This window comes from Actinokineospora sp. UTMC 2448 (genome assembly GCF_024760565.1).
GTDB lineage: Bacteria > Actinomycetota > Actinomycetes > Mycobacteriales > Pseudonocardiaceae > Actinokineospora > Actinokineospora fastidiosa.
This window is the reverse complement of record NZ_CP031087.1, coordinates 5,107,971-5,132,063: the sequence shown is the minus strand read 5'-3', so window position 1 is coordinate 5,132,063 and position 24,093 is coordinate 5,107,971. Positions and strand designations below refer to the sequence as shown.

The following is a 24,093-nucleotide window of genomic DNA, read 5'->3' as shown; positions in this document are numbered from 1 at the left end:
GTTGTTGACCGGCTGATCTACACGCGCGTATAAACTCGGGAGTAGCCAAGCGACGTGGAGGTCGGCCGGTGAGTGTGCTGGGGTTGCCCGCGGGTCCACGTCTGCCGCGCGTCGTGCAGACCGCGTTGTTCATGCGGTCCCGGCACCGGGTCGCGCCGCGCTGGCGGGCGAAGTACGGGCCCGTGTTCACGCTGCGGCTCGCGCTGGGGCGGACGGTCGTGGTGCTGACCCGGCCTGAGGACATCCGCGCGGTGTTCGCGGGCGCGCCGACGGTGTTCCACGCGGGGGAGGGCAACGACATCCTCGCGCCCGTCATGGGCGAGAACTCGCTGCTGATCCTCGACGAGGACGCGCATCTGCGCTCCCGCAAGCGGTTGATGCCCGCGTTCAACGGGGCAGCGCTGCGCGGCTACTCCGAGATGATGGGCAGGCTGGCCGCCGACGCGGCGGAGCGGCTGCCGGTGGGGCGGGCGTTCGGCATCCACGGGCCGATGAACCGGGTGACGCTGGAGATCATCCTGCGGGTCGTGTTCGGGATGGCCGACGGCGAGCGGCTCGCGCGGCTGCGCCCGCGGATCGCCAAGGTCACCGACGTCGGGCCGATCCAGATCTTCGGGTGGACCTACCCCCGGCTGCAGCGCGTGCCGCCGTGGCGCACCATGCAGGACAACCTCGCCGCCGCCGACGCGCTGCTGTACGCCGAGATCGCCGAGCGGCGGGGCCAGGAGTTGGCGGACCGGGAGGACGTCCTGTCGCGGCTGCTGTCCGCGGACCCCGACACCCCCGACGCGCAGCTGCGCGACGACATGATGACCCTGCTGCTCGCAGGCCACGAGACCACCGCGACCGCACTGGCCTGGGCGTTCCACGAACTCGCCCGCCACGAGGACGTCCAGGCCCGGGCCCGGCGCGCCGCCGACGACGGGGACGACGAGTACCTGCAGGCCGTGGCGAAGGAGGCCATGCGCCTGCGCCCGGTGATCTACAGCGTCGCCCGCAAGCTGACCGAGCCCACCGAGGTCGCCGGGCGGCTGCTCCCGGCGGGCACGATCGTCACCCCCAGCATCGGCCTGGTCCAGGCCGACCCCGACCACCACGACACCCCCGCCGACTTCCGCCCGGAACGCTTCATCGGCGCCTCCCCGGAATCCGGCACCTGGATCCCCTTCGGCGGCGGCGTCCGCCGCTGCATCGGCGCAGGCTTCTCGCTCCAGGAGGCGGCCGCCGTCCTCCGCGAGGTCCTGACGCGCTACACCATCACCCCCGGCGGCCCCCGCGAGGACGCCCGCTCCCGCAACATCACCCTGGTCCCGGAGCGAGGCGCCCGGGTGATCCTGACCCGCCGCTGAACCGCCCGACCGGCAGGGGCCGCCGCGGCACTGAGCGGCGCGTGCATGAGGTGGCCTGCCGCACGCCGGGCGCCCGTGAGCGGGGCGCTGGTTCGCGCTGAGTCGCCCCCGGCTGCGCGTGATTGACCGGCGCTGGTTGCCCGCACTCCGGAGTGCGGCGCTACAGGCGTCGGTTGGCCAGGACCGGAATGGTCTCCCGCACCCTCTCCACCACCCCCGGATCGATGTCCACCACGACCAGTTCCGGGTCCGCCCCCGCGTGGGCCACGACCGCGCCGGTCGGCCCGGCGACCGTGCTGTGGCCGATGCCGGTGGGCGCCGGGCCCTCGATCCCGGCGAACGCCTGCCCGCACGCCAGCACCCACGACGTCGAGTCGAGGGCGCGGGCGCGGCACAGCAGGTCCCACTGCTCCAGCTTCCCCTCACCGGCCCCCCACGACGCGCCGACGATCATGGCTGTCGCGCCCTTCGCCGCGAGGGCGCGGAACAGTTCGGGGAAGCGGATGTCGTAGCAGGTCGCCAAGCCGAACACGACGTCGTCGACGGTGAAGGTGATCGGCTCCGTACCGGGGGCGACCGTCTTCGACTCGGTGAAGCCGAAGGCGTCGAAGAGGTGGATCTTGTCGTACCCGAAGTGCTGGCCCCGGCCGGTCACCAGCAGGGTGTTGCGCACCCGACCCGACGGGTCCGGGGTGAACATCCCGGCCACGACGACCACGCCGTGCTCGTCGGCGACCGCCCGCACCGCCGTCGCCCACGGGCCGTCGACCGGCTCGGCGACCGGGCCGAGCGGCACCCCGAACCGGCACTGCGTGGCCTCCGGGAACACCACGACGGCCGCCCCGCCCGCCGCCGCGCGGGCGGTCCAGTCCCGGACCAGCGCCAGGTTGGCCGCCGGGTCATCGCCGCTGCTGATCTGGCACAGCGCAACGCGCACAGTCGCTCCCTATAGATTCGGTCCCGTGCTCTCCAGGCTGTCAATTGTGCTCGCCGTCCTCCTGCTCGCGGCGTGCACGGGCGATCCGCCGCCCCCCGCGTCCGGCGACCCGGACGGAACGTCGCTGGTGATCGCCGTCGGCACGGCCCCCGAGACGCTCGACCCGCAGGCCGGGTACGCCCCCTACGGCGCGGCCCAGATCTACGACGGCCTCGTCGAGCTCAGCCCCACCGGAGCGCGCCCGACGCTGGCCGCCGCCCCGCCCGTGCCCTCGGCCGACGGGCTCACCTGGACCGTCCGGCTGCGCACCGACGTCTCCTTCCACGACGGCACCGGCCTGGACGCCACCGACGTCGCCGCCAGCTACCAGCCGCTCGTCGGCGAGGGCCGGTTCTGGATGATCGAGCGGGTCAAGCCGGTCAACGCCACCACCGTCCAGTTCGCGTTGAGCAGGCCGTACCCGGACCTGCCCTCGGTGCTCACCCTCGGCATCGAGCCCAGCGAGTCCGCGGGCACCGACCGCACCGTCGGCACCGGCCCCTACCGCGTCTCCCTGTGGGACCCGGGCAAGCGCCTGGTGCTGACCGCCAACCCCGGCTACTTCGGCGACCGGCCCGCCATCACCGAGGTCACCGTCGAGTTCGTGCCCGACCCGGCCGAGCGCGCCGCGCGCCTGCGCGACGGGACGGTCGACGGCGCGCCGCTGCCCGCCGCCCTCGCCGCCGAGTTCGACGGGGCCGACGGCATGACCACCCACACCCACCGCGCCGCCGACCTGCGCGCGATCACCCTGCCCTCGGGCAACGCGGTGACCGGCGACCCCGCCGTCCGGCTGGCCCTCAACCTCGCCGTCGACCGGCAGGCCGTGCTCGACACCGTCCTCGCGGGCGTCGGCGTGCCGACCTCGCTGCCGGTGCCGGACGTGCAGGCCGAGTTCGCCGAGCCAGCGGCCGCGTTCGCCTTCGAGCCCGCGACCGCGGCGACCGTGCTCACCTCAGCCGACTGGATCGCGGGCGACGACGGTGTCCGTGTGCGCAAGGGCGTGCGCGCGTCGTTCGTCGTCGGCTACCCGGAGGGCGACGCGGAGGCCGAGCAGCTGGTCACCGCGTTCGCCCAGGCCGCGGCCCAGATCGGCATCGAGGTGACCCCGCGCGCCGGGGGCGAGAACGGCGCCCAGTACCGGGCCGTCGGCAACCCGGTCGACCCCGAGGCGGCCCTGCGCGGCCTGCTCTACGCCGCGGGCGGCTCCACCGCGGCCGCGCTGGACCAGGCCCGCGCCGCCACCGACCCGGTCCAGGCCGCCGTCGCGCTGCACGCCGCGCAGCGGGCCAACCGGACCAGCCCCGCCGCCGTCGTCCTCGTCCAGGCCAACCACGCCTACGTGCACCGCGACGCGTGGGCAGGCCACGCGGCGGTCACCGACGCCCCCGTCACCGACCACACGTGGGGCGCGTGGTGGAACCTTGCTGACTGGACGCCGCGCTGATGGTTGGCTGACGGCATGGTCTTCGATCTCGCCGCCGTCCGCGCCGACACCCCCGGCTGCCTCGACCAGGTCTTCCTCGACAGCGCGGGCTCCTCGCTGCCGCCTCGGCCGGTGCTGGACGCCGTCATCGGACACCTGCGCAGGGAGGCCGAGATCGGCGGCTACCGCGCGGGCGACGACGCCGACCTCGACCAGGGCTACCCGCTGTTCGCCGAGCTGCTGGGCTGCGAGCCCGACGAGGTCGCCTTCACCGACGGCGCCACCCGGTCCTGGCTGACCGCCTTCGCCGGGCTCGACCTCGGGCCCGACGACCGCGTGCTGGTCACCGAGGTCGAGTACGGCGGCACCGCGATCCCGCTGCTCAACGCGGGCGCGCGCATCGAGGTCGTGCCGTCGACGCCCGACGGCGAGGTCGACGTCGACGCGCTGCGCGGGATGCTCGACGAGCGGGTCAAGCTGGTCTCCCTGGTGCACGTGCCCACCAACGGCGGCCTGGTGAACCCCGTCCGCGAGGTCGTGGCCGCCGCGCACGAGGTCGGGGCGCTGGTGTTCCTCGACGCCTGCCAGTCGGTCGGCCAGGTGCCGGTGTCGGCGGCCGAGACCGGGGTCGACGTCATCACCGGCGCCGGGCGCAAGTGGCTGCGCGGCCCGCGCGGGACCGGGTTCCTCGTGGTGCGCGCCGCCGCCCGCGACCGGCTGCGGCCCCGGCTGCCCGACCTGCACGGCGGCGAGTGGACCGACACCGACCAGATCAAGCTCCGCGAGGACGCCCGCGTCTTCGAGCTGTGGGAGAACTCGGTCGCGAACCGGCTCGGCCTCTACGCCGCCGCCCGCTACCTGCTGGACCTCGGCGTCGACGTGGTCGCCGCCGAGGTGGCCGCCCGCGCAGAGCGGCTGCGGGCCGGGCTCGCCGAACTGCCCGGCGTCACCGTCCACGACCTGGGCAAACACCGCTGCGGCATCGTCACGTTCAGCAAGGCGGGCACTCCCGCCGACGAGCTGCGCGACCGGCTGCGGCAGGCGGGCGTGACGGTCACGGTGAGCAGGCGCTCCTCCACCCGGTTCGACATGACCCGGCGCGGGCTGGAGAGCATGGTCCGCGCCTCGCCGCACTACTTCGTCAGCGACGAGCAGATCGATCGGGCGGTGGAGCTGGTCGGGACGGTGTGAGCTGCGCCTACCGGTCCGCAGGCGCGCGGGCGGCGCGCACTACGCTGGGGGCCTGGCTGAAAGGACACCATGCTCACCCGAATCGACTTGCGCTCCGCCGTCCCCACGCCCGCCGAGCTGCGCACGACGCTGCCCCGGGCCCAGGTCGACGTGGACGCCGTGCTGCATCACGTGCGGCCGATCGTCGACGCGGTGCGCGAGCGCGGGGCCGCCGCGGCGCTGGAGTACACCGAGCGGTTCGACGGCGTGCGCCCGGCCGCCGTGCGGGTGCCCGCCGCCGAGCTGGACCGGGCGCTGGCCGAGCTGGACCCGGCAGTGCGGGCGGCGCTGGAGGAGTCGATCGAGCGCGCCCGCCGCGTGCACGCCGACCAGCGGCGCACCGACACCACGACCCGGGTCGTGCCCGGCGGGACCGTGACGGAGAAGTGGGTGCCGGTGGCCAGGGTCGGGCTGTACGTGCCCGGCGGGCTGGCGGTGTACCCGTCCAGCGTGGTCATGAACGTCGTGCCCGCGCAGACCGCGGGCGTCGAGTCGCTGGTCGTGTGCTCGCCCGCGCAGGCGGAGTTCGGCGGCCTGCCGCACCCGGCGATCATGGCCGCCGCCGCGCTGCTGGGCGTCACCGAGGTGTGGGCGGTCGGCGGGGCGCACGGCGTCGCGCTGCTCGCCTACGGCGGCACGGACACCGACGGCGCCGCGCTGGACCCGGTCGACATGGTCACCGGGCCGGGCAACATCTACGTGACCGCGGCCAAGCGCCTGCTGCGCGGGCTGATCGGGATCGACTCAGAGGCCGGGCCGACCGAGATCGCGGTGCTCGCCGACGCGGGCGCCGACCCGGCGCACGTGGCCACCGACCTGATCAGCCAGGCCGAGCACGACCCGCTGGCGGCGAGCGTGCTCGTCACCGACTCCGTCGAGCTGGCCGACGCCGTCGACGCCGAGCTGGCCGTGCGGGTCAAGGCGACCAAGCACAGCGAGCGCATCGCGACCGCGCTGTCGGGCCCGCAGTCGGGCTGCGTGCTCGTGTCCTCTGTGGACGACGGGCTCCGGGTGGTGGACGCCTACGCCGCCGAGCACCTGGAGATCCAGACCGCCGACGCTGCGGCGGTGGCCGCCAGGGTGCGCAACGCCGGCGCGGTCTTCGTCGGACCGTGGTCGCCGGTGTCGCTGGGCGACTACTGCGCCGGGTCCAACCACGTGCTGCCGACCGGCGGCTGCGCGCGGCACTCCTCCGGGCTGTCGGTGCAGACGTTCCTGCGCGGCATCCACGTCGTGGAGTACACCGAGGACGCGCTGCGCGCCGTCGCCGGGCACGTCGTCGCGCTGGCCACCGCAGAGGACCTGCCCGCGCACGGCGAGGCCGTCACCGCCCGCTTCGAGGACCGCTCGTGAGCGCCCCGGGGGCCGGGGTCCGGCTGGACGACCTGCCGCTGCGCGAAGACCTGCGCGGCCGCAGCCCGTACGGGGCGCCGCAGCTGGACGTGCCCGTGCGGCTCAACACGAACGAGAACCCGTTCCCGCCGCCGCCCGGCCTGGTCGCCGAGATCGTCGCGGCCGTCGGGGAGATCGCCGGGACGCTGAACCGCTACCCCGACCGCGACGCCGTCGCGCTGCGCACCGACCTCGCCGAGTACCTGTCCGACGCGACCGGCGTGCGGCTGTCGGTGGCGAACCTGTGGGCGGCCAACGGGTCCAACGAGATCCTGCAGCAGATCCTGCAGGCCTTCGGCGGTCCCGGCCGCACGGCGATGGGGTTCGAGCCGTCGTACTCGATGCACCCGATCATCGCCTCCGGCACGCGCACCGAGTGGGTCCCCGCGCCCCGGCGCGCGGACTTCTCCCTCGACGCCGCCGCCGCGGCCGAGGCGATCGCCGAGCGCGCGCCCGACGTGGTGTTCGTGACCAGCCCGAACAACCCGACCGGGCAGTCGATCCCGCTGTCGGACCTGCGTGCGCTGATCGCGGCCGCGCCGGGCGTGGTGGTGGTCGACGAGGCGTACGCGGAGTTCTCCTCGCGGGAGAGCGCCGTGCGGCTCATCGACGAGTTCCCCGCGCGGGTGATCGTCAGCCGGACGATGAGCAAGGCGTTCGCGTTCGCGGGCGGTCGGCTCGGCTACCTCGCCGCGGCCCCGGCCGTGGTGGACGCGCTGCTGCTGGTGCGCCTGCCGTACCACCTGTCGTCGCTGACCCAGGCGGGCGCGCGGGCTGCCCTGCGGCACGCGAAGGAGACCCTGGCGTCGGTGCGGCTGCTGTCGTCGGAGCGCGACCGGGTCGCCGCGGCGCTGTCCGGGCTGGGCGCGTCCGTGGTGCCCAGCGACGCCAACTTCATCCTGTTCGGACCGTTCGCGGACCGGGCGGCCGCCTGGCAGTCCTATTTGGACGCTGGCGTGCTGGTCCGCGACGTCGGCATCGACGGCCACCTGCGCGTCACCATCGGCACCCCGGCCGAGAACGACGCGTTCCTGGCCGCCAGCAAGGAGATCATCCCATGACCAACCGCACGGCCAGGGTGGAGCGGGCGACCAAGGAGTCCTCCGTCGTCGTCGAGATCGACCTCGACGGCTCCGGCAAGGTCGAGATCGCCACCGGCGTCCCGTTCTACGACCACATGCTCACCGCCTTCGGCGCGCACGGCGCCTTCGACCTCACCGTCCAGGCGACCGGCGACACCCACATCGACGCCCACCACACCGTCGAGGACGTCGCCATCGTCCTGGGCCAGGCCCTCCGCGCGGCGCTGGGCGACAAGACGGGCATCCGCCGCTTCGGCGACGCCTGGATCCCGATGGACGAGACCCTGGCCCACGCCGCGGTGGACGTCTCGGGCCGCCCGTACTGCGTCCACACCGGAGAGCCGGACGTGATGATCGGCTTCACCGTCGGCGGCAACTACCCGACAGTCCTCAACCGACACGTCTTCGAGTCCATCGCCTTCCACGCCCAGATCGCCCTCCACCTCCGCGTCCTCCACGGCCGCGACCCGCACCACATCACGGAAGCGGAGTACAAGGCCTTCGCCAGGGCCCTCCGCGCCGCCGCCGAACCCGACCCCCGCATCGGCGGCATCCCGTCGACCAAGGGCGTCCTCTGATGTCCGCCCTGGTCAGCATCGGCCTGGTAGCCCTCGCAGGCATCCTGGTCGGCGGCGCGTACACGATGTGGAAGACGACGAAGGCGGCAGCGGTCGTCCTGGGCGTACTGGCCCTGTTGGCGGCGGGCGGCGCGGTGGCCTGGTACCTCTCCCTGTGAGAGCGGCGGGAGGCAGCGCGCCAGTTCGCCCGTTCGAGGGCTAACTGGTCTCCAACGACGGTTTGGCTCTTCACCCCCACCGGATCCGCATCGGAAGGTGATGTCGACATGAGGTTCGAGTACGAGAACCTCAACGCGGACGACCTGCGAGGGGCGACCGTTCTCGAGTACCTGGTGAACGTGGAGGCCGACGTGCGGCTCCTGGACGACGCGGGGGAGGTGCTGTACTCCGAGAGCGATTTCCCCGTCCTGGAGTTGGCCTGCCATCTGCTCGCCTGGTGGCAGGACGGAGCGGAGCGGGGGCCGTTCACCTTGGACGACACGATGGTGGGTTCGTCGTTCTCCGAGCCGGGCGTGATCCGATTCGACCCGGTGGACGGCGGGCAGTGGCTGTTCAGCTCGGTCTTCCACCCGGATCGGTCCGGGTATCGGGTGACCGCGGCGGAGATGGCGGCGGCCGTTTCCGAGTTCGCCGAGCGGCTGCGGGCGGACCTCCCGGCACTGCGGCTGGATCCCGCACTCGTCGCGGCTGAGACGGTGCGCTGAGCTGGTTAGCCGATCCCGCCCTCCGACGAGGCCTTCAGCCGGGGCGCGCCCGGGCCATATGCCGCCAGGCGGTCCTCCGTGTTGATCAGCGTGCACGACTTCAGCGACAGGCAGCCGCAGCCGATGCAGTCGGTGAGGTTGTCGCGGAGGCGTTGGAGGGCGTCGATGCGGGTGTCGATCTCGGCCTGCCAGGACTTCGACAGGCGGGCCCAGTCGGCCTTCGTCGGGGTGCGGCCGTCGGGGAGGGTGGCGAGGGCGTCGCGGATCTCCTCGAGGGAGAGGCCGACGCGTTGGGCGGTGCGGATGAAGGCGAGGCGGCGGAGGACGGCGCGGGGGTAGCGGCGCTGGTTGCCCGCGCTGCGGTGGGCGGTGATGAGGCCGCGCTCCTCGTAGAACCGCAGGGCCGTGTGCGGGATGCCGCTGCGGTCGGCTACCTCGCCGATGGTGAGCTGCTCGGGCAGAGTCGGTGACACGCGGCCCAGGCTAGGCGAAGGTTCGACTTTGGTCGAAGTAGATCGCGGGTTTCCGATTCCGCGTAACCGCTGAGGCGATCACGGCGATTGTGCCAGTATCTGGCCCACCTGACGTGGGGATGAGGAGAGTTCCATGACCCAGCCGTACGGCCAACAGCCCGGCGACCAGCAGTATCCGCAGGCCCCGGGCTACCCGACGACGCCACCAGGCGGCGTGCCGCCCTACGGCTCGATGCCCGCCGCGCCGCCCGAGCACGCCCCGTCCGCCCGGCCGGGGACGATCATGACGGCCGCCGTGCTCGGCTACGTGCAGGCCGGTATCACGCTGATCACCTCGATCATCCTGATCGCGGGCCTCGGCGCGGCCTCCGACGCCGACGGGGGCGTCGTGCTCGGCGTGCTCGTCGTCCTCGCCCAGTTCGCGGGCTGCGTGCTGCTGATCCTCGGCGGCGTGAAGCTCGCGGGCGGCGTCACCCGCACCCCGTACCTCATCGGGGCCGGGCTGGAGCTGGCGATCTGCCTGTACTACCTGATCAGCATCCTCGCCGTGGACGACGGGGGCTTCGAGTTCGTCGAGGACATGAAGGCGCTGGCGACGATCTTCCCGCTGTTCTTCGCGATCATGCCCGCGATCGGCCTGGCGATGGCGCTCGGCGGCTCCGGCGCGCAGTGGCTCGCGTCCCGGAAGCAGCCGCGCTACTGAAGGTAGGCGGGCGGGACGTGGTCGGCGAGCCAGACCCCGTTCTCGCTCACGTACAGCGGTAGGCCATCCGCGTGCATCGAGCCCGCCGCGACCGTCAGGACCACCGGACGGCCGTGGCGGGCGCCGACGCGGGTGGCCGTTTCCACGTCCGGGGACAGGTGGACGTGGGTGCGGCCCATCGGCCGCAGTCCGTCGGCCCTGATCGCGTCCAGGGACGACGCCACCGTGCCGTGGTAGAGCACGTCCGGCGGGACCGCCGGGGTGAGCCCGAGGTCGACCGGCAGCGAGTGGCCCTGGCTGGCCCGGATCAGTGCGCCGCTCGGGTCGTACGCGAAGCGCGACTTGTTGTTGCGGGCCACGACCTCGTCCAGCTCCGCCCGGGACAGCCGCAGCGCCGCGAGGACCTCGGCGACCGGCACCCAGCCCGCGCCGTCCATGGTGAGCCCTCGGGGATCGTGGCGCAGCAGTCCCGACAGCCGCTTGGAGTGCCGGATCATGGTCTTCTCGTCCATAGCGACCCCAGTAGAGCATCCCGGGGCAAGCGAATAGCGGGGGCGGACCGGGCCCGCCCCCGCCACCGCGCTACCTACACGGGTTGCCGGACGGCGTCTCCGGCTTCCCCTCCACGTTGGCCTTCGCCTCGCCGACCACGACGTCGGTCAGCAGGGTGTCGAGGGCCAGGGCGCGCTGGGTGATCGTGCCGCCGGAGACCGTCTGGCTGTTCAGGCTCAGCGTGCCGATCACCAGCGGGATGGTCAGCGGCGCGCTGCCCACGGTCACCGCGACGCCGTTGATCTTCAGGCTGGCGATCTGCGAGGAGCCGGTGAACTCCGGCCGCAGCCCGTCCGGTCCGTCCACACAGGTCGCCGCCGCCCGGGCCTCGATGACGCCGACCTCGATGGTCACCAGCAGCGAGGCGATCCGGGTGTACTCGACCCTGGCGAACCCGGTAGACGCGTCGCCCACGGCGGGCGGGACCAGCGGGTCGTCCGGGGTCTGCGTCGTCGTGGCGGTCAGCGCGTTCGCCCGGACGTTGAGGATGCCCGCGTTCAGGTTCACGTTGGCCACCTGCTCGTGGTCGTCGACGCACGGCACGTCCGGCGGGTTCGCCCGCGCGACGATGATCCCGGCCAGGTTGAGCGCCGTCGCCTGGCAGGAGAACACGCCCGAGCGCTCGCGCGTGCGGATCCGCAGGTCCGACAGCACCGGGCTGTCGCCCGCGGAGTTCGCCCGCAGGGTCGCCCGGACCTCGATGTAGCGGCCGGTCGCGGTGAACTGGACGTCGTTGCCGACCGCGGTGAACGGCTGCGCGGCCAGGTCGGCCTCGCTGTTCGCCGTGCGGACCTCGACGGTGATCGACGTGCCCGGGGGCACGCTGCCCTGCGGCTCGGTGTTCCAGGTGACGGTGCCCCACAGCTGGTTCGCGTACCCGCCGTCCTGCACCACCGACCAGGTGCCGACCGGCGCGGTGACCTCGCCGAGGACCGAGCCGGTCATGTCCGAGTAGTTGTACGGCCCCGCGCCCGCGCCCAGGTCGACCGTGAGGTCCACCGCCCCGACCGGGAAGCCGCCGCCGCCGATCGGGCCCGCAGCCGGGTCGATGCGCTGGGCGTTGTCGGTGTAGATGTTGGTGACCCACACCTTGCCGTTGCTGTCCACCGCCACGCCGGTCGGCCCGCTGCCGCCGGGCAGCGCCACGTTGCCCACGAAGGTGCCGTCGGTGCGCAGGTGCCCGACGGTGGTGCCGCCGTTGAGCGAGTGCGCGACCCACACGTTGCCGTCGCCGTCGACGGCCACGCCCTGGGCGCCGGAGAAGCCGTGCTGGAACGCGCCGAGGACGGTGCCGTCCGGCGCGAGCTTCGCGACGCGGTTGCCCGCCACGTTGGTGTGCCAGATCTCGCCGGTGTTCGGGTCGAGGCCGAGGCCGTAGTCGCCGTGCGAGGTGTCGAGGCACGCGCCCGTGCCGGTGCCGGTCTCGTACCGCAGCAGGTTGGCGCCGTAGCGCGCCGACCACAGGGTGCCAGCCGGGTCGATCAGGCCGCCGTAGCCGCCGCAGCCCAGGGAGAACAGGGTGCCGGGGATGACGTCCCCGGTCTCGCCGTCGAGCTTCTCGTGCTGCGTGTCCGACCCGCCAGTCCACAGGTCGTTCTGCGCGTCGACCGCGACGGTGCGCGTGTTGTTCCCCGCCACGCGCGTGTAGTTGATGAGGCATTCGTCAGCGGCGGTCTCGACGCCGCCGTCGTTGTCCACCCCGCCCGCGTTGGTCCACGGCCGGATGTCGCCGAGGCCGCGGCTGGTGGCGATCAGGCCGTCGAGGTCGCGGTCGACGCAGGTGTTGTAGGAGAAGGGCCCGGCGAGGTAGTCGCCGTTCGGGTCGGGCGTCCCGGCGCCGTCCACGCGGGTGCCGCCGACGATGACGCCGACGCGGGTCACCGAGCCGCGGCCGCCCTCGGCCTCGTTGCGGTTGGACAGCCAGGTGTTGCCCAGTCTGTCCACTGTGGTCCGGGAGGGGTTGCGGCCCCGGCCGTCGGGCGCGGAGAGCCACTCGCCGACGATCTCGCCGGTGTCGACGTCGATGCGGACCATCGTGCCGCGCGCGGAGGCGGCGACGTTGACGTACGGGAAGAAGGTGGTGGTCCGGTCGAGCTGGAGCTGGTCGTTGTTGGGGGCGTCGTGGTTGACGTCCTGCAGGACACCCTGGTCGAAGTCCTCATCGAGGGTGTAGAGCACGTCCGTGCCGGGCACGGGCGCCGCGGCCGCCGGGATGGCGATCAGCGGGAGCGCCATCGCCGTGCACGCCAACGCCGCGATACCGCGTCTTCGATGTTTCCGCACACGCATTTTGCCGTCCTTCCGCTTGCGGATGGAAAGGAGGGCGCCCGCGTGGAGCGTCGCGGTGCGTGTAGGCGGTGTTACTCGGAAGTGTCAGGATCGCCCGGATGGCTCAGACCTCGACGGGCCGGGGTTCCGGGGCCCGCCGCGCCTGGGGGAACGCGGCGGGCTCCGGGGCCCGCGCCGTCAGCAGCGCCGCGGCGAGACCCACCCACAGCAGGGCGAGCGCGACCGGCCACAGCACGTTCTCGCTGACCGCGAGATAGCCGTCCAGCAGCGCGGCGACGACCAGCACAGAGGCCAGTCCCCACCGCGTGAACCGATCGCGCATCGCCACCACCACCCGCTGGCTCTTGTACCCGGTCGGGTGACGAGCGAATCGCGCCGAAGGTCACGGTTCCATCACGACGGAAGCCGGCTAGGCTGGTGGGGTGACACGTGTCGTCGTACTCGACTATGGCTCCGGCAACCTCCGCTCGGCCGAACGCGCGCTCCGCCGCGTCGGCGCCGACGTCGAGGTGACCGCCGACTTCCATGCCGCCGTCGAGTGCGACGCCCTGGTCGTCCCCGGCGTGGGCGCGTTCGCGGCCTGCATGGCCGGGCTCAGGAGCGTGCGCGGCGAGCGGATCATCGGCCGCAGGCTGGCGGGCAGCCGTCCCGTGCTGGGCATCTGCGTGGGCATGCAGATCCTGTTCGAGCGCGGCATCGAGCACGGCGTGGAGACCGAGGGCTGCGGGCAGTGGCCCGGCACGGTCGAGCGGCTCGACGCCGAGATCGTGCCGCACATGGGCTGGAACACCGTCCGCGCGCCGGAGAAGTCCGTGCTGTTCGACGGCCTGGACGACGCCCGCTTCTACTTCGTGCACTCCTACGCCGCGCGCACCTGGGAGCTCAACCCGGAGCCGCCGATGATCGCGCCCCTGGTGACCTGGGCCGACCACGGCGGGCAGTTCGTCGCCGCCGCCGAGAACGGGCCGCTGTCGGCCACCCAGTTCCACCCGGAGAAGTCCGGCGACGCCGGGGCGCAGCTCCTGCGCAACTGGCTGGTCTCGGTGGCCTAGGCGGGGTGTTCCAGCGGGGTGTTCCGCACTGCGGGAGCCCTGGGCGGGCGTGCCATAGTGTGACCCCGTGACGTTTGAGCTGCTGCCCGCCGTCGACGTGGTCGACGGCAAGGCCGTCCGCCTCACCCAGGGCGAGGCGGGCACCGAGACCGAGTACGGCACCCCCTGGGACGCGGCCGCCGCGTGGCAGGCCGACGGCGCGCGGTGGCTGCATCTCGTCGACCTCGACGCCGCCTTCGGCCGGGGCCACAACCGCGAGCTGATCGCCGAGGTCGTCGGCAGGCTCGACATCGATGTGGAGCTCTCCGGCGGCCTGCGCGACGACGACACCCTCGCCGCCGCGCTCGCCACCGGCTGCGCCCGGGTCAACCTGGGCACCGCCGCGATCGAGAACCCCGACTGGTGCGCCGCCGCCATCGACCGGTACGGCGACCGGATCGCCGTCGGCCTGGACGTGCGCATCGGCGACGCGGGCATCCGGGTGGCGGGCCGCGGCTGGACCACCGACGGCGGCGACCTGTGGGAGATCCTGGCCCGCCTCGACGCCCAGGGCTGCAGCCGCTACGTCGTCACCGACGTCAGCCGCGACGGCACCCTGACCGGCCCGAACACCGACCTGCTCCGCCAGGTCTGCGCCCGCACCGACGCCCCGGTGATCGCCTCGGGCGGGGTGTCGAGCATCGACGACCTGCGCGAGCTGGCGAAGCTGTCCGGCGACGGCGTGGAGGGCGCGATCATCGGCAAGGCGCTCTACAACGGCAACTTCACCCTGCCGGACGCGCTCGCCGCCGTTCGTTAGTCCAGGGTCAGCGCGACGCCGATGGTGCCGCGCGCACCCCGGCGCAGCTTGCTGCCCAGGATCGTCAGCGTTCCGGTGATGCCGTACTTGCGGCGCATCAGCCTGCGGGCGCGCTCGGTCTCGTCGGCGTCGAGCAGGCGGGCGGTCGCGGGCACGGACTCGCCCGTCGGCCGCCCGCGGAAGTCGCACTCGGCGAGCTCGACGCGCGGGTTGTTGCGGATGCGCTTGACCTTGCCGGAGTCGGTCACGGTCCAGATCAGCAGCTCGTCGTCGTCGCGCACCACCCAGACCGGGGTCGGCACCGCGCGCCCGTCGCGGCGGTAGGTGGTGACGAGCACGTACTTGCCCGCGCCCAGGCGAGCGAGTGGGGTCATGGCGTCCACCGTAGGGGCGCGGGGAGTTCGGCGGTAATTCACCCGAGTAGCGGGTGTGACAGAAACCTTGCCGGTGTACCACTGGCAGGCGTGACTCCCACCACTCGCCGCACGTTCCTCCGCACGTCGGCCGTCGCAGGCGGGGCCCTGCTGGTCCCCGCCGCGCTCGCCGCCCGCGCCGCCGCGGCCGTGCCGCAGTTCGCGCACGGCGTCGCCTCCGGCGACCCGCTTCCCGACCGGGTCCTGCTGTGGACCCGGGTGACGCCCACGCCCGAATCGACGCCGGGCTCCGGCGTCGGCCCCAGCGTCGAGGTGCGCTGGGAGGTGGCGCTGGACGCCGCGTTCGCCGACGTCGTCTCCTCGGGCGCGGTCACCACCGGGCCCGAGCGCGACCACACCGTCAAGGTCGACGCGGGCGGGTTGGCGCCCGCGACGGCGTACCACTACCGGTTCCTGCTCGACGGCGTCGCGTCCGCGACCGGGCGGACCGCCACCGCACCCGCCCCGGACGCCGACGTCGATGGGCTCAAGCTGGGCCTGGTCTCCTGCTCCAACTGGCAGGCGGGCTACTTCTCCAGCTACCGCCACCTCGCGGCGCGCGCCGACCTCGACGGCGTGCTGCACGTCGGCGACTACCTCTACGAGTACCCGGTCGGCGGGTACGGCGCGCGCGGCGTCACCATTCGCCCGCACGTGCCCGCGCACGAGATGCTGACGCTGGCCGACTACCGGCAGCGGCACGCCCTCTACAAGTCCGACCCCGACCTGCAGGCGCTGCACGCTGCCAAGCCGTGGTTCATCACGTGGGACGACCACGAGTACGCCAACGACGCGTGGTCCGACGGCGCGGAGAACCACCAGCCGGGCGAAGGCCCGTGGAGCGCCAGGAAAGCCGCGGCGCACCAGGCGTACTTCGAGTGGATGCCGGTGCGGCAGGGTCCGAAGGGTGAGATCTACCGCCGGTTCCGCTGGGGGCGCCTGGCCGAGCTGTCGCTGCTGGACCTGCGCAGCTACCGGTCCAAGCAGACGACGCCGTCGCAGGGCGACCCGAACGACCCGGCGCGCACGATCACCGGCGACCCGCAGATGGCGTGGCTGAAGTCCGGCCTGGTGACCGACGCGCGGTGGAAGCTCGTCGGCAACTCGGTGATGGTCACCCCGATCTCGCTGAGCAACATCGAGTCCCGCTTCCTGGAGGCCCTCGGCGAACTGCTCGGCCTCCCGGTCGGCAGCGTCGCGGCCAACGCCGACGCGTGGGACGGCTACACCGCCGACCGGCAGGAGCTGCTGGGGCACCTGAAGGACAACCGGATCGGCAACACCGTCTTCCTCACCGGCGACATCCACACCTCGTGGGGCGCGGACGTGCCGCTGGACCGGTCGAGCTACTGGTGGAACGGCAACAGCGCCGCCGTCGAGTTCGTCACGCCGTCGGTGACCAGCGACAACATCGACGACCTGCTGAACGTGCCGCCGCGCTCGCTGTCGCCGGTCGCGGAGGCCGCACTGGCGGCGCGCAACTGGCACCTCAAGTACGTCGAACTGGACTCGCACGGGTACTCGGTGGTGGACGTGTCCCGGGCCCGCGTCCAGGTCGACTGGTACTACCTGGCCGACCGCCTCAGCCCCACCTCGGGCGTCCGCCACGCCAAGTCCCTGGCGACGCTGAGCGGGACGCAGAAGGTCAGCTCCTAGGCGGTGTGCAGGGTCAGGTCGTAGGCGGACAGGGTCGGGGGGAGCGGCATGAAGTAGGTAGTGCCGCCGGAGGTGCAGTTGCCGCTCCCCCCGACCGTGATCCCCTGCGCCTGATCCCCGGCCATCACCGGCCTGCCGTGGTCGCCAGGCTCGGAGCAGATGGAGGTGCGGGTGAGGCCGTAGAGGGTGCCGCCGGGGAAGGTGATGGTCACGTTCTTGGCCTGGATGGTGCCGCACCGCCATCCGGTGGTGGGCCCACTGGCGCACACGGCGGCCCCCACGGGCGCCTGCCTGACCCCGCGCACGGTGATGGTGCCGCCTGGCCCGCGCACCAGCGGGGTGGAGGTGGACCCCTTGGGCGGCAGGATGACGTCGATCGCCCGGGAGGAACCGGTGCACGCCCCACTGACCAGGAGCCGATGCGCACCAGTAGAGGTCTTCGCGTTGAACCCCACGACGCACCGCCGCCCATCGAGGTAGAACGGATCACCCCCCACGATGGGCGCGGAGGGTCCAACGGCGCCCTCACCAACCGGCCCGGCGCCCTCACCAACCGGCCCGGCGGCCGCGCTGCCCGGCACGGTGGCCGCGTTGCCTGGCGCGGTGGCCGCGCCAACAGGCACGGCGGGCGCGGCATCCGCCCCGTCCGCCACGGCGACCGGCGCGGCGGGGGCCAACAGGGCGAGCACGGCGGCAGCAGCGGCGATCACGGGACCTCCCCAAGACGGCGGCACTTGCGAAGGTAGGAACGCCCACCCCCGCCGAGGCACCGCCATTCGGCCCTCACCATTGCCATCTCACTGGCCGAGAGGCTCGACCCACAGATGACCACATCATTCGAACGACGATCGAGATGATGTCATCATCTGAACGGCCAGCCCGGCAGCTGGCGCGGCAGGCCTGGCAGACGCGGCGCGCTGCCCGGCTGGCCTGGCAGGTGGCGCGCGGCAGGCCGGCAGGCGCGGCAGGCCTGGTAGGCGGCCCGACAAGCCTGGCGGCTGGCGCGCGGCAGGCCCGGCAGGCGCGCTGGCAGGCCTGGCAGGTGGCGCGGCAAGCCCGGCAGGCGTGGTAGGTCCTGCGGCCCGGTGAGCCCAGCAGGGTGCAGGCTCGGTGGGCTGGCCGGGCTTGCCCTTGTGAGCCCTGTTGGCTGGCTGGCCCGCCTGGGGCGGAGGGGGAGGCGGTTCCGATGATGCCACCATCTGAATTTCGGATGATCACGCCATCTGGATCGGGTGCCTGGGCTTGGAATGGCACCGTTCAGATGGTCACGTCATCCAGATGGTGGGGTCATCTCGATTGAGGTGGTTCTGTCGTCCGGATGGTGTGGTCATCTGGGTTTGAGATGGTGACGTCATTCGGATGATGTGGGCATCTGGGATTGGGATGGTGTGGGCATCTGAGTTGGGTCGGATGGTCAGATCATTTGGGGGGTGGCGCGGAGGGCTAGGTCGGTGTCCTCGGTGATCAAGTCGGCGTTGAGGGCTCGGGCGGCTGTGGCGCCTGCGGCTGTGGCGTCGGGGACGGTGGCCATGGGGTCGGTGATGTTGCCTGCGGCCCACAGGCCGGGGATGGCGGTGCGGCCGGTGGCGTCCGTGGGGATGTGGGTGCCCATTCCGTTCGGGTGGGGTGTCGGGGTTAGGGCGGTCGCGGGCAGGCGGGGGGAGAAGTGGGGGGCTACCGCTAGCGCGCGCACCGGGAGCACGACACCGTTGTGTAGGCGGACTCCGGTCAGGGCGTCGTCCCGGATTTCCAGGGCTGTCACCTCGCCGGGGACCACTAAGATTCCCCTTGCCGCCAGCTTTGCGGCGTCCACGTCCGTGGGGCGCGGGTGGGTGTGGGTCAGCAGGGTGAGGTTCGGCGTCCACTGCCGGAACATCAACGCCTGGTGGATGCTCGCGGGCCCCGTCGCCAGTACCGCGATCTCCGAGTCCCGGACTTCCCAGCCGTGGCAGTACGGGCAGTGCAGGACGTCTCGGCCCCAGCGGTCCCGGAGGCCGGGGATGGGGGGCAGTTCGTCGCGCATGCCGGTTGCCAGGAGCACGCGTCGGGCGTGGACGGGTGGGCGGTTGTCGATCTCGACGGTGAGGTCCTCGGACACCGACAGGACGTGGCCCTGGTGGACCTCGACCCCATACCGCCGCACCTCCTCCCGTCCGATCGCCAACAACTCCCGCGGCGGCAGGCCGTCGCGGGACAGGAAGCCGTGCATGTGGGCCGCGGGGGCGTTGCGGGGCTCGCCGCCGTCCACCACCAGCACCGAGCGGCGGGCCCGACCGAGGAGGAGGGCCGCGCTCAGGCCCGCCGCGCCGCCGCCGACGATCACCACGTTGTACCGCTGTCGTGTCATGACACGACAGTGCGCCAGCCGATGCCGTCCTGACAAACTTTGTTGCCGAAACAGCAAGATGATCCAGCCGCGACCGCTGCCACCCGTGTCGCGTGTGGAGTCGGTTCCGCGCCGCCCGCGATTCAAGATCATCAAGCGAACGCACCCCGATCCGCAGGCGCGGACCGCCGTCCGGTCGCCGCTCGGCGGGCGGTTCCGGCGGCGGATAGTTCCTCCGAGAAGAGGTATCCCGCCCCGGCGGAGATCGCTATTTTGGGCCGCGCCTGATCGAGAAGAGGTCGCGATGTCCGCTGCTGCAGCACTGTCCACACTGTTGGACGGCCTAGGGGAAGACCGCCGCCAGCTGCGCGCGGACCCGGCTGTCGTCGGCTTCGTCGAACTCGTCCAGGCGGCCATCGACGCCTGGGACGCCACCCTGGCCGCGATCGAGGCGGGCGGGGACGGCTCGGCGCGGCTGGCCGAGGTGAGCGGGCTGTTCGCGGTGGGCGACGACGTGCTCAAGCAGACGCGCATGGCCGAGGAGATGGTGCGCCTCGGCGTCGGCACCACCCACCACCGGCTGCAGGCCGGGCTCGTGCAGGTCCGCCGGGAACTGGTGAAGGCCAACGGACCCGTCGTCGCCCTCGTGCGCAGGGCCGCCGTGCTCGGCAGGCGCGCGCAGAGCCGGTGGCGCGGGGCCCAGGGCAGGGAGGCGGCCCAAGTGGACCGCGACCTCAAGCTGGAGGAGGTGCGCGTCGCCGTCAAGCACCTGCTGGAGGACCTGCGCGCGCTGGTCGACCAGGTGCGCAGGGAGACCCGCCCGGTCTGATCGCTCCACATCGGACCGGACGGCCCTTCCCGCTGGTCGCGGCGGCCGTTCTCGTACGCTTGGGGCATGGCTGTGGCAGTGCGGGTCATCCCATGTCTGGACGTCGACGCGGGACGCGTGGTGAAGGGCGTCAACTTCACCGACCTCGTCGACGCGGGCGACCCCGTCGAGCTGGCGGCCGCCTACGACGCCGAGGGCGCAGACGAGCTGACCTTCCTCGACGTCACCGCGTCATCCGGCGAGCGCGAGACGACCTACGACGTCGTGCGCCGCACCGCCGAGCAGGTGTTCATCCCGCTGACCGTCGGCGGCGGCGTGCGCACCGTCGACGACGTCGACAAACTGCTGCGCGCGGGCGCGGACAAGGTCAGCATCAACACCGCCGCGATCGCCCGCCCGGAGTTCCTCCGCGAGGCATCGCACCGCTACGGCGCGCAGTGCGTCGTGCTGTCGGTGGACGCCCGCCGCGCCGAGACCCCGTCCGGCTTCGAGGTGACCACGCACGGCGGCAGGCGCGGCACCGGCATCGACGCCGTCGAGTGGGCCGCCCGCGGCCAGGAACTGGGCGTCGGGGAGATCCTGCTCAACTCCATGGACGCCGACGGCACCAAGGCGGGCTTCGACCTCGAGCTGATCCGCCTGGTGCGGGCCGCGGTCGACGTGCCGCTGATCGCCAGCGGCGGCGCGGGCGCGCTGGAGCATTTTCCGCCCGCGGTCGCCGAGGGCGCCGACGCCGTGCTGGCCGCCAGCGTCTTCCACTTCGGCGAGCTGCGCATCCCCGAGGTCAAGGACACCCTGCGGGCCTCCGGCGTGGAGGTCCGGTGAGCCGCCCGCTGGAGATCCGCGTCCCGATCGCCGTCTTCGTCGCGGGCGCGGTCCTGTTCGTCGGGGCGGGCGCGCTGCGCGACGCGGCCGCGCTGACCTTCCCCGTCATCGTCGCGGTGATCGGGCTGCTGGCGGCCGCGGGGCTGGTCGCGCGCTGGCACTCCGGGGGGATGGCCGCCTTTGTCGCCGCCGGGCTCATCGCTCTGGCCCACATGTTGATCGCCCTGGGCGACGTGCACTGGGGATTCCGCGTGCTGTCCGGGGTCCTGGCCGCCGCCCATATCTACGCCGCGATCCTGGTGCTGACCAAGCCCGCGCGCGAACATCTGCAGGGAGTGCCCCATGAGTGACCTCGACCCGGCTGTCGCCGGGCGGCTCAAGCGCAACGCCGACGGGCTGGTGTGCGCGGTCGCCCAGCAGCGCGGCACGGGCGAGGTCCTGATGGTCGCCTGGATGGACGACGAGGCGCTGCACCGCACCCTGACGACCCGCAGGGCCACGTACTTCTCCCGCAGCCGGGGCAGGCTCTGGGAGAAGGGCGAGACCTCCGGGCACACCCAGCGGGTCCACGAGGTCCGGCTGGACTGCGACGGCGACACGGTCCTGCTGGTCGTCGACCAGGAGGGGCCTGCCTGTCACACCGGCACCCGCACCTGCTTCGACGGGATCTCGCTGCTCTAGCCGATCGGCCCGGTCAGGTACCGCTGGATGGTCGGCCCGATGGCGGCCACCAGCGTCTCCACGTCCGCGGTCGAGGCCGGGTCGAAGCGCGCCACGTAGCGCACCATGCCCAGGCCGATCATCTGGCTGGCCACCAGGTTGGCCCGCAGCAGCGCGCTGCCGTCGTCGTGCATCGCGCTCACGATCTGGCCGAAGACCTGGTGGACGAAGAACTCCCGCAGCGCGTTGGCCACCTGCTCGTGGGCGGACACGCTGCGGATCATCGCCGCGAACACCCCGCCGTCCTGGGCGTCCCAGTTGGTCAGGAAGGTGCGGATGATCCGCTCGCCCAGCACCTCCCGGTCGCCCTTGAGGATCTCGGCGATGAGCGCCTTGGGGTTGAACGGCAGGTGCAGCACCGCCTCGGCGAACAGCGCCTCCTTGCCGCCGAACCAGTGGTTGACCATGGCGGGGTCGACGCCCGCCCGGCGGGCGATGGCGCGTACTGTGGCGCCGTCGTAGCCGCTCTCGGTGAACACCGCGCGGGCGGCGGTCAGCAGGGCGGCACGGGTGTCGGCCCCGCCGGGGCGGCGGCCGCGGCGGCGTTCTGGCTCGGCGGTCACCGTCCCATCATGACCCACCGCGATCCTGCGCTCAACACATGTTGAATTAGGCCAGGGGCCGCTGGCCGCCCCCGACACGGCAGAATGACGCGCATGGTGAGTGCAATCGGTGTGCAACCGCGCTACCCGGTCTCCACCGGCATGGGCGAGGTGAGCCCCACCCGCGAGGAGTTCCACGCCCTCGCCGCGGACCGCAGGGTGATCCCCGTGGTGCGCCGGGTGCTGGCCGACGCGGAGACCCCCGTGGGGGTCTACCGCAAGCTCGCCGGGGACCGCCCCGGCACGTTCCTGTTCGAGTCGGCCGAGAACGGCCGCTCCTGGTCGCGCTGGTCGTTCGTCGGCGTGCACAGCCCCGCGGCGCTCACCTCCGTCGGCGGCGAGGCCCGCTGGACCGGCACGCCGCCGGTCGGGCTGCCCACCGGCGGCGACCCCATGGAGGCGCTGCGCGAGGCCGTCCGGGTCCTGCACACCGACCCGCTGCCCGACCTGCCCCCGCTGACCGGCGGCATGGTCGGCTTCATCGGCTACGACTCGGTGCGCCGCCTGGAGCGGCTGCCCGAGCTGACCGAGGACGACCTGCGGCTGCCGGAGATGGTCATGCTGCTGGCCACCGACCTCGCCGCGCTCGACCACCACGAGGGCACCATCACGCTCATCGCCAACGCGGTGAACTGGGACAACGCGCCCGAGGGCGTGGACGCCGCCTACGACGACGCCGTCGCCCGCCTCGACGGGATGACCGTCGCGCTCCAGACCCCGTCGCCGCCGTCGGCCACCGTCTTCACCCGCCCGCAGCCGGTCTACCGGCGCAGGCGCACGCCCGAGGACTTCCAGGACGCCGTGCGCACGGCCAAGGAGGCCATCCGGGCGGGCGAGGTGTTCCAGGTGGTGCTCTCCCAGCGCTTCGAGGTCGAGACCGACGCCGACCCACTCGACGTCTACCGCGTGCTGCGCACCACCAACCCCAGCCCGTACATGTACCTGCTGCGGCTCGACGGCTTCGACATCGTCGGCTCCAGCCCGGAGGCGCTGGTCACCGTGCGCGACGGCCGGGCGACCACGCACCCGATCGCGGGCACCCGCTGGCGCGGGGTCGACCCGGACGAGGACCAGATCCTGGAGAAGGACCTGCTCGCCGACGAGAAGGAGCGCGCCGAGCACGTCATGCTCGTCGACCTGGGTCGCAACGACCTGGGCCGGGTGTGCGCGCCGGGCACCGTGCACGTGGTCGACTTCTTCCGCGTCGAGCGCTACAGCCACGTGATGCACATCGTCTCGACGGTGACCGGCGAGCTGGCCCCGGGCAAGACGGCCTTCGACGCCGTCGCCGCCTGCTTCCCCGCCGGGACGCTCTCCGGCGCGCCGAAGCCCAGGGCGATGGAGCTGATCGAGGAGCTGGAACCGACCAGGCGCGGCCTCTACGGCGGCGTCGTCGGCTACCTGGACTTCGCGGGCGACGGCGACACCGCGATCGCCATCCGCACCGCGCTGATCCGCGACGGCGTGGCGTACGTGCAGGCCGGGGCCGGGATCGTGGCCGACTCCGACCCCCGCTCGGAGGACACCGAGTGCGTCAACAAGGCGGGCGCGGTGCTGGCCGCCATCGCGACCGCCGGGACCATGCGCCCGGCCGTGCCGACGGATGGCTAAGCGTCCACTCTGGACCGCGCTGCTGGCCCTGGTGCTCGCCGCCGGTGCGCTCTGGGCCGCATCGGCGTTGGCCTGGGGCGGGCGCACCCGGCCCCGGCCGGGCAGCGACGTGCCGATCGTGGTGGACACGCCCGGTTCCGAGGTCGCGCCCGCGCTCGTCCCGGTCGCGCTGCTGGCGCTGGCGGCCATCGCCGGACTGCTGGCGCTCGCGGGCGTCTGGCGCAGGCTGCTGGGACCGGTCGTGGTCGCCGCGGCGGTGTATCCCGTCTGGGTCGGCCTGGGCGCGGAATCGGCGTCCTGGGGCTCGGCGGCGGCCGTCGCGGGCGGTGCGCTGATGGCGGTGGCGGGCGCGGTCGTCGCGGTGAGCGGGCATCGGATGCCCCGTATGGGATCGCGCTACTCGGCGCCGGCGAGCGGCAGGAAGACGCAACCGGACTTGTGGCAGTCGCTCAGCGATGGTGATGATCCCACCGACTTGGAGCGGTGAAGCGCCTACCCGGTTCGGA

The 24,093-nt window shown here is 73.0% G+C and carries 28 protein-coding genes; 19 read left to right on the top strand and 9 right to left on the bottom strand.

The genetic code is table 11. The features are described 5' to 3' along the window. Nucleotides 1–68: 68 nt before the first annotated feature. A complete protein-coding gene (locus tag Actkin_RS23310; RefSeq protein WP_258904263.1) occupies nucleotides 69–1,349 on the top strand; it encodes a cytochrome P450 in 1,281 nt (426 codons plus the stop codon). Nucleotides 1,350–1,509: 160 nt separating this feature from the next. Here the strand turns inward: Actkin_RS23310 and Actkin_RS23305 are convergent, their stop codons facing one another. After that, entirely contained in the window at nucleotides 1,510–2,286 is a 777-nt protein-coding gene (locus Actkin_RS23305) for a carbon-nitrogen hydrolase family protein (protein WP_258904262.1), read from the bottom strand. 25 nt (nucleotides 2,287–2,311) lie between these two features. On the opposite strand from Actkin_RS23305, the gene Actkin_RS23300 reads away from it, so the two are divergent. The 7 genes from Actkin_RS23300 (at nucleotide 2,312) to Actkin_RS23270 (ending at nucleotide 8,737) form a co-directional block, all read left to right on the top strand. Beyond that, nucleotides 2,312–3,772, top strand: coding sequence for an ABC transporter substrate-binding protein (locus Actkin_RS23300; protein WP_258904261.1), 1,461 nt, complete (start codon nucleotides 2,312–2,314; stop codon nucleotides 3,770–3,772). Nucleotides 3,773–3,787: 15 nt separating this feature from the next. Then, nucleotides 3,788–4,942, top strand: a complete 1,155-nt coding sequence (locus Actkin_RS23295; protein ID WP_258904260.1) for an aminotransferase class V-fold PLP-dependent enzyme — start codon at nucleotides 3,788–3,790, stop codon at nucleotides 4,940–4,942. Nucleotides 4,943–5,011: 69 nt separating this feature from the next. Beyond that, complete coding sequence (gene hisD / locus Actkin_RS23290) at nucleotides 5,012–6,334, top strand: histidinol dehydrogenase (protein ID WP_258904259.1); 1,323 nt, start codon at nucleotides 5,012–5,014, stop codon at nucleotides 6,332–6,334. After that, nucleotides 6,331–7,434, top strand: a complete 1,104-nt coding sequence (locus tag Actkin_RS23285; protein WP_189211538.1) for a histidinol-phosphate transaminase — start codon at nucleotides 6,331–6,333, stop codon at nucleotides 7,432–7,434. The genes hisD and Actkin_RS23285 overlap by 4 nt, the downstream gene beginning before the upstream one ends. Further along, nucleotides 7,431–8,033 (top strand): imidazoleglycerol-phosphate dehydratase HisB, encoded by a 603-nt coding sequence (gene hisB / locus Actkin_RS23280; protein WP_189211537.1) that lies wholly within the window; start codon nucleotides 7,431–7,433, stop codon nucleotides 8,031–8,033. Before Actkin_RS23285 ends, hisB begins: the two co-directional genes overlap by 4 nt. Then, nucleotides 8,033–8,191, top strand: a complete 159-nt coding sequence (locus Actkin_RS23275; RefSeq protein WP_189211536.1) for a CG2302 family histidine operon protein — start codon at nucleotides 8,033–8,035, stop codon at nucleotides 8,189–8,191. Before hisB ends, Actkin_RS23275 begins: the two co-directional genes overlap by 1 nt. A gap of 108 nt (nucleotides 8,192–8,299) precedes the next feature. Continuing rightward, entirely contained in the window at nucleotides 8,300–8,737 is a 438-nt protein-coding gene (locus tag Actkin_RS23270; RefSeq protein WP_258904258.1) for a DUF7878 domain-containing protein, read from the top strand. Nucleotides 8,738–8,742: 5 nt separating this feature from the next. Here Actkin_RS23270 and soxR read toward each other — a convergent pair whose 3' ends face one another. Continuing rightward, nucleotides 8,743–9,210 (bottom strand): redox-sensitive transcriptional activator SoxR, encoded by a 468-nt coding sequence (gene soxR, locus Actkin_RS23265; RefSeq protein ID WP_189211534.1) that lies wholly within the window; start codon nucleotides 9,208–9,210, stop codon nucleotides 8,743–8,745. Between the two features lie 133 nt (nucleotides 9,211–9,343). Between soxR and Actkin_RS23260 the strand changes: the two genes are divergently transcribed. Then, nucleotides 9,344–9,913: a hypothetical protein gene (locus Actkin_RS23260; protein ID WP_258904257.1), complete on the top strand. Its 570-nt coding sequence runs from the start codon at nucleotides 9,344–9,346 to the stop codon at nucleotides 9,911–9,913. On the opposite strand, the gene Actkin_RS23255 is transcribed toward Actkin_RS23260, so the two are convergent. The 3 genes from Actkin_RS23255 to Actkin_RS23245 form a co-directional block, all read right to left on the bottom strand. After that, nucleotides 9,907–10,425, bottom strand: coding sequence for an RNA 2'-phosphotransferase (locus Actkin_RS23255; RefSeq protein ID WP_258904256.1), 519 nt, complete (start codon nucleotides 10,423–10,425; stop codon nucleotides 9,907–9,909). The two genes, Actkin_RS23260 and Actkin_RS23255, sit on opposite strands and share 7 nt — an antisense overlap. A 70-nt stretch (nucleotides 10,426–10,495) precedes the next feature. Next, nucleotides 10,496–12,754, bottom strand: a complete 2,259-nt coding sequence (locus Actkin_RS23250; RefSeq protein ID WP_258904255.1) for an NHL repeat-containing protein — start codon at nucleotides 12,752–12,754, stop codon at nucleotides 10,496–10,498. 103 nt (nucleotides 12,755–12,857) lie between these two features. Next, on the bottom strand, nucleotides 12,858–13,076 hold the full coding sequence (locus tag Actkin_RS23245; protein WP_258904254.1) for a hypothetical protein: 219 nt from the start codon (nucleotides 13,074–13,076) through the stop codon (nucleotides 12,858–12,860). Nucleotides 13,077–13,176: 100 nt separating this feature from the next. Between Actkin_RS23245 and hisH the strand changes: the two genes are divergently transcribed. Both hisH and priA read left to right on the top strand, forming a co-directional pair. Further along, entirely contained in the window at nucleotides 13,177–13,806 is a 630-nt protein-coding gene (gene hisH, locus Actkin_RS23240; RefSeq protein WP_189211529.1) for an imidazole glycerol phosphate synthase subunit HisH, read from the top strand. Between the two features lie 67 nt (nucleotides 13,807–13,873). Continuing rightward, the gene (gene priA / locus Actkin_RS23235) at nucleotides 13,874–14,605 is read left to right on the top strand and encodes a bifunctional 1-(5-phosphoribosyl)-5-((5-phosphoribosylamino)methylideneamino)imidazole-4-carboxamide isomerase/phosphoribosylanthranilate isomerase PriA (protein WP_258904253.1); all 732 of its coding nucleotides are present in this window, start codon (nucleotides 13,874–13,876) and stop codon (nucleotides 14,603–14,605) included. Here the strand turns inward: priA and Actkin_RS23230 are convergent. Next, entirely contained in the window at nucleotides 14,602–14,979 is a 378-nt protein-coding gene (locus Actkin_RS23230) for a PPOX class F420-dependent oxidoreductase (protein ID WP_258904252.1), read from the bottom strand. The genes priA and Actkin_RS23230 overlap by 4 nt on opposite strands. Before the next feature lie 90 nt (nucleotides 14,980–15,069). On the opposite strand from Actkin_RS23230, the gene Actkin_RS23225 reads away from it, so the two are divergent. Beyond that, nucleotides 15,070–16,674, top strand: a complete 1,605-nt coding sequence (locus Actkin_RS23225; RefSeq protein ID WP_258904251.1) for an alkaline phosphatase D family protein — start codon at nucleotides 15,070–15,072, stop codon at nucleotides 16,672–16,674. On the opposite strand, the gene Actkin_RS23220 is transcribed toward Actkin_RS23225, so the two are convergent. Beyond that, complete coding sequence (locus Actkin_RS23220; RefSeq protein WP_258904250.1) at nucleotides 16,671–17,384, bottom strand: S1 family peptidase; 714 nt, start codon at nucleotides 17,382–17,384, stop codon at nucleotides 16,671–16,673. The genes Actkin_RS23225 and Actkin_RS23220 overlap by 4 nt on opposite strands. Nucleotides 17,385–17,530: 146 nt before the next feature. Between Actkin_RS23220 and Actkin_RS23215 the strand changes: the two genes are divergently transcribed. After that, entirely contained in the window at nucleotides 17,531–17,746 is a 216-nt protein-coding gene (locus tag Actkin_RS23215) for a hypothetical protein (RefSeq protein ID WP_258904249.1), read from the top strand. A gap of 342 nt (nucleotides 17,747–18,088) precedes the next feature. On the opposite strand, the gene Actkin_RS23210 is transcribed toward Actkin_RS23215, so the two are convergent. Then, nucleotides 18,089–19,021 (bottom strand): NAD(P)/FAD-dependent oxidoreductase, encoded by a 933-nt coding sequence (locus tag Actkin_RS23210; RefSeq protein ID WP_258904248.1) that lies wholly within the window; start codon nucleotides 19,019–19,021, stop codon nucleotides 18,089–18,091. A 283-nt stretch (nucleotides 19,022–19,304) separates the two neighbouring features. On the opposite strand from Actkin_RS23210, the gene Actkin_RS23205 reads away from it, so the two are divergent. The 4 genes from Actkin_RS23205 to hisI all read left to right on the top strand — a co-directional run bounded on the left by Actkin_RS23205 (nucleotide 19,305) and on the right by hisI (nucleotide 21,335). Continuing rightward, nucleotides 19,305–19,829 carry a hypothetical protein gene (locus tag Actkin_RS23205; RefSeq protein WP_189211523.1) on the top strand — a complete coding sequence of 175 codons (525 nt, stop codon included), beginning with the start codon at nucleotides 19,305–19,307 and terminating at the stop codon, nucleotides 19,827–19,829. A gap of 66 nt (nucleotides 19,830–19,895) precedes the next feature. Beyond that, on the top strand, nucleotides 19,896–20,654 hold the full coding sequence (gene hisF, locus Actkin_RS23200; RefSeq protein ID WP_189211522.1) for an imidazole glycerol phosphate synthase subunit HisF: 759 nt from the start codon (nucleotides 19,896–19,898) through the stop codon (nucleotides 20,652–20,654). Further along, a complete protein-coding gene (locus Actkin_RS23195; protein ID WP_258904247.1) occupies nucleotides 20,651–21,004 on the top strand; it encodes a PGF-CTERM sorting domain-containing protein in 354 nt (117 codons plus the stop codon). The genes hisF and Actkin_RS23195 overlap by 4 nt, the downstream gene beginning before the upstream one ends. Beyond that, nucleotides 20,997–21,335 carry a phosphoribosyl-AMP cyclohydrolase gene (hisI, locus tag Actkin_RS23190; RefSeq protein ID WP_189211520.1) on the top strand — a complete coding sequence of 113 codons (339 nt, stop codon included), beginning with the start codon at nucleotides 20,997–20,999 and terminating at the stop codon, nucleotides 21,333–21,335. The genes Actkin_RS23195 and hisI overlap by 8 nt, the downstream gene beginning before the upstream one ends. Here the strand turns inward: hisI and Actkin_RS23185 are convergent. Further along, nucleotides 21,332–21,937 (bottom strand): TetR/AcrR family transcriptional regulator, encoded by a 606-nt coding sequence (locus Actkin_RS23185; RefSeq protein WP_189211519.1) that lies wholly within the window; start codon nucleotides 21,935–21,937, stop codon nucleotides 21,332–21,334. The two genes, hisI and Actkin_RS23185, sit on opposite strands and share 4 nt — an antisense overlap. 93 nt (nucleotides 21,938–22,030) lie before the next feature. On the opposite strand from Actkin_RS23185, the gene Actkin_RS23180 reads away from it, so the two are divergent. Both Actkin_RS23180 and Actkin_RS23175 read left to right on the top strand, forming a co-directional pair. Continuing rightward, nucleotides 22,031–23,587 carry an anthranilate synthase component I gene (locus Actkin_RS23180; protein WP_258904246.1) on the top strand — a complete coding sequence of 519 codons (1,557 nt, stop codon included), beginning with the start codon at nucleotides 22,031–22,033 and terminating at the stop codon, nucleotides 23,585–23,587. Next, a complete protein-coding gene (locus Actkin_RS23175; protein WP_258904245.1) occupies nucleotides 23,580–24,074 on the top strand; it encodes a Trp biosynthesis-associated membrane protein in 495 nt (164 codons plus the stop codon). Before Actkin_RS23180 ends, Actkin_RS23175 begins: the two co-directional genes overlap by 8 nt. Nucleotides 24,075–24,093: the final 19 nt, after the last annotated feature.

Excerpts from the sequence above, each read along its gene's own strand:
- Actkin_RS23295 (WP_258904260.1), top strand. The coding sequence starts at position 3,788 with ATGGTCTTCGATCTCGCCGCCGTCCGCGCCGACACCCCCGGCTGCCTC.
- hisD (WP_258904259.1), top strand. The coding sequence starts at position 5,012 with ATGCTCACCCGAATCGACTTGCGCTCCGCCGTCCCCACGCCCGCCGAG.
- hisB (WP_189211537.1), top strand. The coding sequence starts at position 7,431 with ATGACCAACCGCACGGCCAGGGTGGAGCGGGCGACCAAGGAGTCCTCC.
- Actkin_RS23275 (WP_189211536.1), top strand. The coding sequence starts at position 8,033 with ATGTCCGCCCTGGTCAGCATCGGCCTGGTAGCCCTCGCAGGCATCCTG.
- Actkin_RS23270 (WP_258904258.1), top strand. The coding sequence starts at position 8,300 with ATGAGGTTCGAGTACGAGAACCTCAACGCGGACGACCTGCGAGGGGCG.
- Actkin_RS23260 (WP_258904257.1), top strand. The coding sequence starts at position 9,344 with ATGACCCAGCCGTACGGCCAACAGCCCGGCGACCAGCAGTATCCGCAG.
- Actkin_RS23255 (WP_258904256.1), bottom strand. The coding sequence starts at position 10,425 with ATGGACGAGAAGACCATGATCCGGCACTCCAAGCGGCTGTCGGGACTG.
- Actkin_RS23250 (WP_258904255.1), bottom strand. The coding sequence starts at position 12,754 with ATGCGTGTGCGGAAACATCGAAGACGCGGTATCGCGGCGTTGGCGTGC.
- Actkin_RS23245 (WP_258904254.1), bottom strand. The coding sequence starts at position 13,076 with ATGCGCGATCGGTTCACGCGGTGGGGACTGGCCTCTGTGCTGGTCGTC.
- Actkin_RS23230 (WP_258904252.1), bottom strand. The coding sequence starts at position 14,979 with ATGACCCCACTCGCTCGCCTGGGCGCGGGCAAGTACGTGCTCGTCACC.
- Actkin_RS23215 (WP_258904249.1), top strand. The coding sequence starts at position 17,531 with ATGTCATCATCTGAACGGCCAGCCCGGCAGCTGGCGCGGCAGGCCTGG.
- Actkin_RS23210 (WP_258904248.1), bottom strand. The coding sequence starts at position 19,021 with ATGACACGACAGCGGTACAACGTGGTGATCGTCGGCGGCGGCGCGGCG.
- Actkin_RS23205 (WP_189211523.1), top strand. The coding sequence starts at position 19,305 with ATGTCCGCTGCTGCAGCACTGTCCACACTGTTGGACGGCCTAGGGGAA.
- hisF (WP_189211522.1), top strand. The coding sequence starts at position 19,896 with ATGGCTGTGGCAGTGCGGGTCATCCCATGTCTGGACGTCGACGCGGGA.
- hisI (WP_189211520.1), top strand. The coding sequence starts at position 20,997 with ATGAGTGACCTCGACCCGGCTGTCGCCGGGCGGCTCAAGCGCAACGCC.
- Actkin_RS23180 (WP_258904246.1), top strand. The coding sequence starts at position 22,031 with ATGGTGAGTGCAATCGGTGTGCAACCGCGCTACCCGGTCTCCACCGGC.
- Actkin_RS23175 (WP_258904245.1), top strand. The coding sequence starts at position 23,580 with ATGGCTAAGCGTCCACTCTGGACCGCGCTGCTGGCCCTGGTGCTCGCC.